The 10,535-nt window shown below is 62.2% G+C and carries 11 protein-coding genes; 6 read left to right on the top strand and 5 right to left on the bottom strand.

Annotated features, from left to right (window positions below; all coding sequences use genetic code 11):
- On the bottom strand, positions 1-489 hold a 489-nt coding region (locus HX805_RS03505), incomplete at its 3' end, for a DUF523 domain-containing protein (protein ID WP_177022451.1).
- Positions 490-491: 2 nt separating this feature from the next.
- The gene (locus tag HX805_RS03500; protein ID WP_003213854.1) at positions 492-1,124 is read right to left on the bottom strand and encodes a 2OG-Fe(II) oxygenase; all 633 of its coding nucleotides are present in this window, start codon (positions 1,122-1,124) and stop codon (positions 492-494) included.
- A 131-nt stretch (positions 1,125-1,255) separates the two neighbouring features.
- Here HX805_RS03500 and HX805_RS03495 point away from each other — a divergent pair, with 131 nt between their 5' ends.
- A complete protein-coding gene (locus tag HX805_RS03495; RefSeq protein ID WP_008438922.1) occupies positions 1,256-2,008 on the top strand; it encodes a DUF2059 domain-containing protein in 753 nt (250 codons plus the stop codon).
- Between the two features lie 104 nt (positions 2,009-2,112).
- Here the strand turns inward: HX805_RS03495 and HX805_RS03490 are convergent, their stop codons facing one another.
- Positions 2,113-3,054 (bottom strand): alpha/beta hydrolase, encoded by a 942-nt coding sequence (locus tag HX805_RS03490; protein ID WP_008438921.1) that lies wholly within the window; start codon positions 3,052-3,054, stop codon positions 2,113-2,115.
- Between the two features lie 111 nt (positions 3,055-3,165).
- Between HX805_RS03490 and HX805_RS03485 the strand changes: the two genes are divergently transcribed.
- The 4 genes from HX805_RS03485 to HX805_RS03470 all read left to right on the top strand — a co-directional run bounded on the left by HX805_RS03485 (position 3,166) and on the right by HX805_RS03470 (position 5,850).
- Entirely contained in the window at positions 3,166-3,750 is a 585-nt protein-coding gene (locus HX805_RS03485; protein WP_003213861.1) for a DUF6436 domain-containing protein, read from the top strand.
- Between the two features lie 107 nt (positions 3,751-3,857).
- Positions 3,858-4,214 (top strand): EamA family transporter, encoded by a 357-nt coding sequence (locus HX805_RS03480; protein WP_003213864.1) that lies wholly within the window; start codon positions 3,858-3,860, stop codon positions 4,212-4,214.
- On the top strand, positions 4,214-4,627 hold the full coding sequence (locus HX805_RS03475; protein ID WP_003213866.1) for a multidrug efflux SMR transporter: 414 nt from the start codon (positions 4,214-4,216) through the stop codon (positions 4,625-4,627). Before HX805_RS03480 ends, HX805_RS03475 begins: the two co-directional genes overlap by 1 nt.
- Positions 4,624-5,850, top strand: coding sequence for a DegT/DnrJ/EryC1/StrS family aminotransferase (locus HX805_RS03470; protein WP_177080607.1), 1,227 nt, complete (start codon positions 4,624-4,626; stop codon positions 5,848-5,850). The genes HX805_RS03475 and HX805_RS03470 overlap by 4 nt, the downstream gene beginning before the upstream one ends.
- Here HX805_RS03470 and HX805_RS03465 read toward each other — a convergent pair.
- Both HX805_RS03465 and HX805_RS03460 read right to left on the bottom strand, forming a co-directional pair.
- The gene (locus tag HX805_RS03465; protein ID WP_003213870.1) at positions 5,847-6,722 is read right to left on the bottom strand and encodes a hypothetical protein; all 876 of its coding nucleotides are present in this window, start codon (positions 6,720-6,722) and stop codon (positions 5,847-5,849) included. The genes HX805_RS03470 and HX805_RS03465 overlap by 4 nt on opposite strands.
- The gene (locus HX805_RS03460) at positions 6,719-7,804 is read right to left on the bottom strand and encodes a GNAT family N-acetyltransferase (RefSeq protein ID WP_177022350.1); all 1,086 of its coding nucleotides are present in this window, start codon (positions 7,802-7,804) and stop codon (positions 6,719-6,721) included. Before HX805_RS03460 ends, HX805_RS03465 begins: the two co-directional genes overlap by 4 nt.
- Positions 7,805-8,043: 239 nt before the next feature.
- Between HX805_RS03460 and HX805_RS03455 the strand changes: the two genes are divergently transcribed.
- Complete coding sequence (locus tag HX805_RS03455; protein ID WP_177022351.1) at positions 8,044-10,407, top strand: penicillin acylase family protein; 2,364 nt, start codon at positions 8,044-8,046, stop codon at positions 10,405-10,407.
- Positions 10,408-10,535: the final 128 nt, after the last annotated feature.

The raw sequence follows: 10,535 nt of genomic DNA, 5'->3' as shown, positions 1-10,535 counted from the left end.
CGGGCTTGAGCATTTTGCCAGGGCCGCTGCCGCTTCGGGCAATTCCAGCTCACTGAACACCAGCACCCCATGGCGCTTGAGCAATGCCGCCGTCACGCCTTCGCCCGTGACCTTCACGCCGGTGAAGGTGCCGTCATAGGTCAGCAGATTGCCGCACGACGGGCTGTTGGCCTTGAGTACGGCGACGCGGATATTGTGACGCTGTACCAGCGCCAATGCCTGGCGGGCGCCATCGAGGAACGCTTCGCTGAAGTCTTCCCCCTGGGCCGTCAGCACCTGGGCGCGGCCTTCCCACACATCAATCCCCTGCCCGCCCGGGATTTCGGCAGACGGCCGTGGCGTCGGCAAGCCACCCGCCACTTCCGGGCACACGGCAACCACCCGGCCTTCGGCCTGCCACGCGGCCAGTTGGTCGAAAGGCCCGCTGGCGCCTCCGTCGTAGCGTACCCGGTGCCCCAGCAGGCAGCGGCTGACCAGAATCTTTTGCATCATCAAAACGGCTCGTTGCCCCGCCGGCGAAACCAGCCGGTGAGGGACAGGCGTTCGCGGGTGGCGGGCATGACTTCATGGGGGATTTCCCCCGACAGGAATACCACCAGGCAACCGCCGGTGGGCACCACATCGTATTCGACGTCGCCCTTGAGGTACATGCGCAACTGGCCGCCATGTTCCGGCAGCCAGGCGTTGTTCAAGTAGATCACCGCCGACACCATGCGCCGGTCGTCATCGCGAAAACGGTCCACATGCTTGAGGTAAAACGCCCCCGGCGGGTACATCGCGAAGTGGCTTTCGAAGTCTTCCAGGCCCAGGAACAGGCCACGGTTCATCGCCACCCGCAGGCTGTCCATCAGCTCCAGGTAGTTATCGCAGGCCACCACTTCGCCCGGCTCCAGCCACTGGATATGGTCACCCCGGATGCCCTCGCGAATCTCCTGGGAAGGCCCCCGTCCGACCGCCGCGGGCGCCAATTCACCTTCGGCGGCGCGTTTTTGGCACTCAGCCGCCAGTTCGAGGGTCAGAGCCTCGGGCAGGAAGATATTCTGCTGCGACCAGCCTTGTGCGGCCAGGTCATCGACAATGCGTAACAGCAGCGGGTGATCGGAGGGTATGGGCATGGCGCGCATAGTATCCATACGCCTGTGAATCCGACAGAGCCGCCGAGCGTCTGAATACACTTTAGTCAGGTGACCGATAGGATTTCTCGACAAATCCTACGCCCGACACGGACAATAGTGGCCGACTGACAGGAGTCCATATGCGTCGTTTGTTTTTTTCCTTGCTGATGTTCTGCGTTTTGCCCGCCTGGGCAGACAGCCATGACCAGTTGTACAAGGTCGCCGGCTGGGCAGACCAGCGCGCGCATTTTAATGACGCCCTCAGTGCCGCCCAGCAACGCTACCGCAACAGCCTGCCGCCGGCGGTGTATCAGGCGCTGGTGGACAACAGCAATAAACGCTTCGCGCCCCAGTCGGTAGACCAGCGCGCCGAAGCGCAACTGCGCAAGAATTTGGCAGACCCTAAGCCGGCACTGGCCTTCTTCCAGTCGCCGCTGGGCCGCAAGATTGTCGCCGCCGAGTTGCTGGCCACCCGCCGCGATCAACTGGCGAAGAACGCCCAGGGCTTGCCGCACATGGAAGCCGATGCCACCCGCAGCCTGATCATCGGCCACCTGGCCCAGGCCTTGCCTGCGCGGGAAGCCGGGGCTGAAGTCAGCCTGGCGATTGCCGGCGTGGCGGCCGACAGCTTGAGCCAGATGATCCCCGGGCTGTTGGGCGGAGGCCAGGCGCAGGGCATGTTGAACGGCCAGCGTGAGCGCCTGATGCAGCAGATCGGCAATGATCTGAACAACACGCTGTTGTACGTCTACCGGGATTTGTCCGACCCGGAGCTGGAAGAGTTCGCGACGTTCGCGGAGTCGCCGGAGGGCAAGGCGTACTACAAGGCGGCACTGGCGGCGATTCGCGCCGGGCTGGCGGTCGGCCAAAGCACTTCAAGCCTGGCGCAGTAACCCTGTGGGAGCGGGCTTGCTCGCGAAGACGGTGTGCCAGTCACTGGTTATGCTAACTGATCGACCGCCTTCGCGAGCAAGCCCGCTCCCACATTTGGATTGCGTTATTTCAGGTGATCGGTGAGAAACCCGAAGTATTGCTGCCGAATCTCCGGAATCTCATTCGCCAAGTGATGCCTGCCGCGCGGCAGCATCAACACCTCCGGCTGGTCGAACTTGCTGCGCAGCACCTTCAGGTTGTGCTGCCAGTCCACCGTCATGTCTTCCTCACCCTGCACGATCAACGGCCGCCGCGTGCTGCGTGGCGCCGCTTCAACACGTTTGATCCAGCGCGCCAGGGCGCCCACCCAGGCAGTCGGCAACTGCCGTGGCTGCAACGGGTCGGCCTCCAGGAACGGCTTGAACTGCGGGTCGTTGGTGTTATCGCTGAAGCGCCGGGCAATGCCTTTGACGAACGGCCGGAGCAGGTAATAACTGAGCTGCGACCAGCCCCAGGCGCGGGGCCGCACCAGCGGTGACAACAGGAACGTCTTGCCCTGGGCCGGGCTGTCGACGCCATGGCTAAGCAGGTGATCCACCACAATCGCGCCGCCGGTGCTTTGCCCGAACAAGTGCCACGGCTGCGGCAATTGCAGCGCCCTGGCCTGTTCAAACAACGCCTGCACCACGTCCTGGTACACCGCAAAGTCATCAATGCTGGCCCGCTCGCCGCTGGACAGACCATGGCCCGGCAAGTCGCAGGCGATCACCACAAAACCCTGGTCCAGCGCCCAGTCCACGGCATGCCGGTACAGGCCCATATGGTCGTAGAAGCCATGGAACAGGAACATCGTCGCCACCGGCACCGGTGGCCACCACACCTGGCAGACCACGTCGAACCCATCCACCGCAAACCGCCCCAGGCGGCTTGTCGCGGGCACCTTGCGGGCAGCGAGGTCCAGGCCGTAGAAGCGCTGGTAGACCCGGGCCTCGGCTGAAAGCGGCTGCGCGTCCACCAGTGGGCGCAAGCTTTCGCGTAGATGATCAGGGTCAAACGTAACGGGCATAAGAACTTCCAGACTGTGGCTTCAACGCGTTGAACAGATGAATATCGAGCCGCGATATTCATCTGTCAGGGCAAGCATGGCAAGCTACGCGTCCTCCGAGGATTGATCCAAATGCGACAGCCCTACCGCACCACCCTCTTCGCCAGCCTGATCGTGATCATTTGCGCCGGGGTGTTGTGGGCGGCGTATGACTGGTTCCAGGGACGCTACCTGCGGGCATTCAGTGAACATACGGCGGTGTTTTCCGGTGACAGCCTGAGCCTGCCGGCCGAGCTTGCCGGCCCGGGCCCGATCCGCCTGGTGCACTTCTGGGACCCCGCCTGCCCGTGCAATGTCGGCAACCAGCAGCACCTTGGCGAGTTGATCGAGCAGTACGCCCCCCAGGGCGTGGAGTTCTATTCCCTGCAGAAAGCCGGCAGCCACGGCCAGTTGCCCGCCACCCTGGGCTCGATGAAGGCCCTCAAGGCCGTGCCCGGTGCCCAGCATCTGCCGGCCAGCCCTGCCGTGGGCATCTGGGACCGCAGCGGCAAGCTGGCGTATTTCGGGCCCTACAGCGAAGGGTTGACGTGTAACTCCAGCAACAGCTTTATCGAGCCGATCCTGCAAGCCCTCGAAGGCGGACGCGAGGTCAATGCGACCCACACCCTGGCGGTCGGCTGTTACTGCGAGTGGAACGGGGAAACGTCTCCACCCTGACCCGGCAAGCTGAACAGACGCTGTTCGTTCGACAAACTCGAACAACTGTATCGGCACGCTCCTGTATCGTAAGCAACTAGCCGTACAAGCAGACGACACGGGAACACATGAGCCAATTAACCATCATCCTCTGGATACTCAACGTCATCGTTGATACGTCCGGCCAGTTGGCGTTCAAAGCCGCAGCCTCAGCCAGCGCCGAGCATGACGGCATGGCCCACTGGCGCCATATGCTCAAGCGTCCGTGGATCTGGCTGGGAATCATCTGCTATGTGTTCGAATTCGTGCTGTGGCTGGCCTTCCTGACACTGGTGCCGTTGTCGGTCGGGGTGATGCTGGGCTCCATCAATATTGTCGTGATCATGATTGCCGGGCGTTTCCTGTTCAAGGAAAGCCTGAGCAAATGGCGGTTGATCGGCATCATGCTGATCGCCTGTGGCGTGACCGTCGTGGGGTTCGAGTAATGAAACGGTTTTATATCCTGGGTTTTCTGTCGCTGATCATTTTCGATACCTTGGCGCAGGTCAGTTTCAAGTTCGCCTCGATTCATGCCGAACCGCTGACGATGGACGCCGCCTGGTTGATCCGCGTGTTCGGTGCGCCATGGATCTACGGCGCATTCGTGGGCTACATCGGCGCGTTTTTCACCTGGATGACGCTGTTGAAATACGCCCCGGTGGGCCCGGCGTTTGCGGCGTCACACCTGGAGCTGATCAGCGTGACGCTGATCTCCGTGTGGCTATTCAATGACACCTTGACCCTGCCCAAGGTCGTCGGCGGCGCGCTGATCATTGCGGGCATCCTGTGCCTGGCGCGCAGCGAAGACAAAGAAAGCAAGACCGTCGAGGCCGAACCCTCGCAGACGCTGGCGTCATGACGCCCGTTGTCAGCCAGCGGGAGATTCCGCCAACGGCGGGGCTTCCCCTGCGCTGGCAGGACTTGTTCAACCGCTCGGGCGACCTGGCCCGCGACCTGGCCCGACAGCTCGACATCCCGCTGCCGGCCCTGCCCTGCTCCGGCACCGCCGCGCTGATCATGGCGCTGCGGGTGTTGCAGCAGCGCACGCCGGGGCGCACCGAGCTTATCGTGCCGGCCTATACCTGCCCGCTGGTGGCCCTGGCGGCCCATCACTGCCCGCCTTTGCGCGTGGTGGCGTGCGATCTGCAGCCCGGCAGCATCGACCTGGACGAACACCAGCTGGCGCAGCTGTGCAACCAAAACATCTTGGCGATCGTCGTCACTCACCTGGCCGGGCGTGTGGCGGATGTGGAGGCTGCCAAGCGCATTGCCGAGCCACTCGGCATTGCGGTGATCGAAGACGCCGCCCAAGCCATGGGCGCACTGGATGATGGAAAAAGCGTCGGACTGAAAGGCGACATCGGCTTTTTCAGCATGGCGCTGGGCAAAGGCCTGACGACGGCTGAAGGCGGTGTGTTGTTCAGCCGGGATCCGGCGCTGCATCAGGCGTTGCACCAGCAATGCCGGCAGGACTTGCCCTTCAGCCTGCGCTGGGAAGTGCAACGCAGCGCCGAGCTGTGGGGCTATGCCGCGGCGTATCAGCCCCGCGGGCTGAAGTACGTGTACGGCAAACCGCTGCGGGCGGCGCTGGCGCGGGGCGATGAAGTGGCGGCGGTGGGCGATGATTTTTCCGTCAACGATATTCCGTTGCACCGGTTGGGCGGCTATCGCCAGAAGGTCGGCGCCGCAGCCCTGGCACGCTTGCCCGAGCATTTGCAGCAAGGCCGCCTGCGGGCCTTGCGTCGCGTGGCGCAGCTGAGCAGCTTGCCCGGCGTGTCGGTGTTGACCGACAGCCCGGGCCAGCAAGGCACCTGGCCGTTCCTGATGGTGGTGATGCCCAGCGCACAAACCCGCGATACCGCGATGGCGCAGCTGTGGACGGCAGGCCTGGGCGTGACCCGCCTGTTCATCCACGTATTGCCGGGCTACCCGGCACTCACCCCGCTGTTACAGCAAGGCGCCGATATCCCCCGCGCGCAAAGCTTCGCCGCCCAGACACTGTCGATCAGCAATAGCCACTGGCTGACGGACGAGCTGTTCGAGCAAGTGCTGGATCATCTGCGGCGGATTCTTAAACGCTAGGCCCAGCTTTGATCGATACGGGTCAACAAGCGCGCATTCAGCTCATTCTGCTGCTGTTGCCAGATCACCACCTGGTTCTCCGGCAGCTCTTCCTGGCCATCCGACGCACTCAGCCAGCGCTTGAACTTGCTCTGGTAGTGGTAGGCGGACACGTCGCCGGTAATGTCCGCGCCAATAATGCTGCCGTGGCAGGCATCGATCAGCGCATTCAAATGCTTCTCCAGAAACTCGCCCTGGTCCCAGTTGGTATTCACCACCTGCGGGCTCAGCACGTCTTTGTCGATGGAGAGATACACCGGCAGCGAAGGGTCGAGCTGCGCCAGGAACGCGCTCATCAACTCGTCCGCGCTGGTGAATGCACGATTGCTGCGGCCTGCGCCGATCCAGTTCAACCAGCGGGTATCGACGTTGGTGTTCCAGTAGGTCAGCTTGCGTTTCACCAGCGGCGACCAGTGATTCTCCCAGGCGTGCTTGAGGGAAATGTCCGGCGAGCCAATGCCCAGCACGTGAACGTGCTCGACCTGCGGCAGGCGGCTGGCCCAGTAGACCCAAGACCCACAATGGATACCAAACGGATAACGCATGTTGTCCGGGTGGTTATCGCAAATGATCAGCTGGATCTTTTGCTGGGTGGGAAGACGGTTCAACAACAGCTGGCTGAGGTGGTGATAATCACCGCTGCCGGTAAACACACAGCCGTAATCGCTGGGCATCTGCGCGTGCAGGGCGCTCTCCAGCTCCTTGAACTGCGCCCAGCGGCAGCCGAAACGGATTTTCTCCTGCCAGGCTTGCAACGGCAGGGTAAGGGCGCCGGGAATGTTATTCACGGCCCCGTCAAAATCGAGGATCAATGCGGGACGGGCCTGGCTCATGCGGTTTGCTCCTGCTGCCACTGGGTATCGCTTTCAAAATGGTGCCGGAAACGGTTCATCACTTTGCGCAGCAGCGGGTTCCTCACCCACACCAGATGGCGGGTAAACGTGAACTTGGCGCCGAGGCTGGATTTGACCTGCGGATCGGTCCACCCCGCGACATAAAACTGCAGGCCCTTTTCCAGGGCGAACTCCAGGTTCACAAACCAGCTGACGAAGTACAGGTTGTGCTCCAGCGCCAGCGGGTAGTTCAGGCCGATGTACTTGTCGAGCAACTTGCCGTCTTGCTGGTAGCACAGGTTATAGCCAACCAGTTCGTCCTCGTCCCAGTAGCAGAACACATGCCCGCCGCTGTCGGCATCGGTGAGCAACTGGATGAAGAATTCGGGCGTGAGCAAGTCGAAGTGGATTTCGCTCTGTGCGTACACCGCCTTGTACAGCCGATACAGTTCCTGCTGCCATTGCTCATCGCTGAAGCGGGCATCGCCGGTGTCCAGGATCTCGATGCGCAGCTCATCACGGCTGCGCAGCTTGCGGCGGATATTGCGGCGACGGCTGTGGGACAACCGCGACAGATACTCATCCGTCGAGCTGAAGTCGATCGGTACATAGGCCAGCGCCTGGCCCTCTACATTGATGAATCCGCGCTGGGTGCAGGCCTCGATCAACGCGTGTGCGTAGCGATTGTCCTCAACGCTGAGCAGCGGAGAATCCAGCGGCACATCCTTGACGATGGTGAGCTTGCGTTGCGGTGCACACTCCTGTTGCAGCCATTGCGCCATGTCCTGTGGCGGTACGTTCAGCGGGAACGGGGAATATTCGCTGACCGTGGTGCCGATAAAACAGGTGTCGATATGCAGCCATGACTGCCACAAACGGTACCCCGGCCAACTGCGCAGGCGGCTACGCAGCTCATCGTCGGCGGTGGTCTGCAGGTCGAACCGGGTGAAAAAGTACGGCAGTCCCTGTGCTGACAGCTGGGCAGTGAAACCCACCGGCGGGTATCGCAAAAAATTGCTGATCAGCGATGGCGTTTCCATGCAGCAGGCATAAGGCACCTGTGCACGGCTGGGATCTGTCATAAATTGCATTCCGAAAGTGATAGCAAAGGCGCGCCCGGATGACGGGGTGAATCATCGCGCCGCTGGTTTCATGTAACAGAGTAAACATAATACTCCGCCTACCCGCGGCCCACTTCAGAACCCCCACTTCATGCAGCTCAGGTTCAGGGAGCACGAACCCGAGAGCATTTTCCGCAGCGCTCGCCAAACCCACTAAACTGCCCGAATCTTCACGGTGACCGACTAATAAGGGACAACCCATGAAACGCATCCTGACCGCGCTGGCCATCCTGCTCGTAGCCCTTATGGTTGGCGCCGGCTGGTACGTGTACAGCAAGCAGCCGACCCGCCAGGGCACGGTGGAGCTGGCCCATCTGCAAGGTTCGGTCACGGTGCGCTACGACGACCGAGGCGTGCCGCATATCCGCGCCGAGAACGAGACTGACCTGTACCGTGCCCTCGGCTACGTACATGCCCAGGACCGGCTGTTCCAGATGGAAATCATGCGGCGCCTGTCCCGTGGCGAGCTGGCCGAGGTGCTGGGACCCAAGTTGCTGGAAACCGACAAACTGTTCCGCAGCCTGCGCATTCGCGAGCGCGCCTTGAGCTACGTCGAACACATGGACCATGAGTCTGCGTCCTGGAAGGCCCTGCAAGCCTACCTGGACGGGGTCAACCAGTATCAGGACAGCCACGCCAAACCCATGGAGTTCGACGTACTGGGCATCCCCAAGCGCCCGTTCACCGCCGAGGACACCATCAGCGTCGCCGGCTACCTGGCCTACAGCTTTGCCGCAGCCTTTCGCACCGAACCCTTGCTGACCTACGTACGCGATCAGTTGGGCAACGACTACCTGAAGGTCTTCGACCTCGACTGGCAGCCCAAGGGCGCGCTGAACCTGGCGGCCGGTGACTGGAAAGACCTCGGCGCCATTGCCCAGTTGAGCGAACAGGCCATGGCCGACAACGGCCTGCCGCAGTTCGAAGGCAGCAACGCCTGGGCCATCAGCGGCAGCCGCACCAAGAGCGGCAAGCCGTTGCTGGCGGGTGACCCGCATATCCGTTTCTCGGTGCCGTCGGTGTGGTACGAGGCGCAGCTGTCGGCGCCGGGCTTCGAGCTTTACGGCTATCACAACGCGCTGGTGCCGGTGGCGTTCCTGGGCCACAACAAGGATTTCGGCTGGAGCCTGACCATGTTCCAGAACGATGACCTCGACCTGATCGCCGAGAAGGTCAACCCGGACAACCCCAACCAGGTCTGGTACCACGACAAGTGGGTGGACATGACCAGCAGCGAGCAACAGATCGCGGTCAAGGGCCAGGACCCGGTAACCCTGACCCTGCGCACCTCGCCCCACGGTCCGATCATCAACGACGTGCTCGGCGAGAATGCCGGCAAGACGCCGATTGCCATGTGGTGGGCATTCCTGGATACCGAAAATCCGATCCTCGACGGTTTCTATCAGCTCAACCGTGCCGATACCCTCGCCAAAGCGCGTGCGGCGGCGGCCAAGGTCCAGGCGCCTGGCTTGAACATCGTATGGGCCAATGCCAAGGGCGATATCGGCTGGTGGGCGGCGGCGCAATTGCCGATCCGCCCGGCCGGGGTCAACCCGGGCTTTATCCTCGACGGCAGTACCGCCCAGGCGGACAAGCTCGGTTTCTACCCATTCAGCGCCAACCCCCAGGAAGAAAACCCGGCCCGCGGATATGTGGTGTCCGCCAATGCCCAGCCGGCGTCACCCACCGGCATGCCGATCCCCGGGTATTACAACCTGGCAGACCGTGGCCAGCAGTTGAACGCGCAACTGAGCGACAACAGCGTGAAATGGGACGTGGACAACAGCCAGGCCTTGCAGCTCGGCACCACCACCGCCTACGGCCCACGGCTGCTGGCACCGCTGCTGCCGGTGCTGCGTGAGGTGGTCAAGGACCCGGCGCAGTTGAAGCTGGTGGAGCAACTGGCAGCCTGGAAAGGCGATTACCCGCTGGACTCCACCAGTGCCACGCTGTTCAACCAGTTCCTGTTCAACCTCACTGACGCAGCGTTCCACCCGAAACTGGGCGATGGGATGTTCAAGACCTTGCTCACCACTCGGGTAGTGGACGCAGCCTTGCCGCGCCTGGCCGCTTCAGCGGATTCGCCGTGGTGGGATGGCCACCGCGCCGAGACCGTCAAGCTTGCCTGGGACAACAGCCTGCAACACCTCAAGGCGACCTTTGGTGACGACCCATCGCAGTGGCAATGGGGCAAGGCCCACACCCTGACCCACGGCCATCCACTGGGCTCGCAGAAGCCGTTGGACAAGATCGTCAACGTAGGCCCGTTTGCCGCTCCCGGCACCCATGAAGTGCCCAACAACCAATCCGCACAGATCGGCCCGGCGCCGTGGCCGGTGACGTACGGGCCGTCGACCCGACGCCTGATTGATTTCGCCGATGCCGCCCATGGGCTGACCATCAACCCGGTCGGGCAGAGTGGTGTGCCGTTCGACAAGCACTATTCCGATCAGGCGGAAACGTACATCGAAGGCGGGTATGAGCAGGCGCATTTCAATGATGAGGAAGTGACGGCGAATACCCGCAGTACGCTCAAGCTGTTGCCGGCCCGGACACCGCAATAACTGAAGAAACAAAAAACCAATGTGGGAGCGGGCTTGCTCGCGAATGCGGTGGATCAGTCAATACATCTGGTGACTGACACTCCGCATTCGCGAGCAAGCCCGCTCCCACATTTTGATCTGCGTTGTTG

The sequence above is a fragment of the Pseudomonas sp. G5001 genome (assembly GCF_013385475.1).
Classification (GTDB): Bacteria; Pseudomonadota; Gammaproteobacteria; order Pseudomonadales; family Pseudomonadaceae; genus Aquipseudomonas.
The sequence above is the reverse complement of the archived record's forward strand: the minus strand, read 5'-3'. Positions and strand labels throughout refer to the sequence as shown.

Bases quoted from the DNA above. Each gene is read 5' to 3' on its own strand.
- HX805_RS03500 (WP_003213854.1), bottom strand. From the start codon at position 1,124: ATGCGCGCCATGCCCATACCCTCCGATCACCCGCTGCTGTTACGCATT.
- HX805_RS03495 (WP_008438922.1), top strand. From the start codon at position 1,256: ATGCGTCGTTTGTTTTTTTCCTTGCTGATGTTCTGCGTTTTGCCCGCC.
- HX805_RS03490 (WP_008438921.1), bottom strand. From the start codon at position 3,054: ATGCCCGTTACGTTTGACCCTGATCATCTACGCGAAAGCTTGCGCCCA.
- HX805_RS03485 (WP_003213861.1), top strand. From the start codon at position 3,166: ATGCGACAGCCCTACCGCACCACCCTCTTCGCCAGCCTGATCGTGATC.
- HX805_RS03480 (WP_003213864.1), top strand. From the start codon at position 3,858: ATGAGCCAATTAACCATCATCCTCTGGATACTCAACGTCATCGTTGAT.
- HX805_RS03475 (WP_003213866.1), top strand. From the start codon at position 4,214: ATGAAACGGTTTTATATCCTGGGTTTTCTGTCGCTGATCATTTTCGAT.
- HX805_RS03470 (WP_177080607.1), top strand. From the start codon at position 4,624: ATGACGCCCGTTGTCAGCCAGCGGGAGATTCCGCCAACGGCGGGGCTT.
- HX805_RS03465 (WP_003213870.1), bottom strand. From the start codon at position 6,722: ATGAGCCAGGCCCGTCCCGCATTGATCCTCGATTTTGACGGGGCCGTG.
- HX805_RS03460 (WP_177022350.1), bottom strand. From the start codon at position 7,804: ATGACAGATCCCAGCCGTGCACAGGTGCCTTATGCCTGCTGCATGGAA.
- HX805_RS03455 (WP_177022351.1), top strand. From the start codon at position 8,044: ATGAAACGCATCCTGACCGCGCTGGCCATCCTGCTCGTAGCCCTTATG.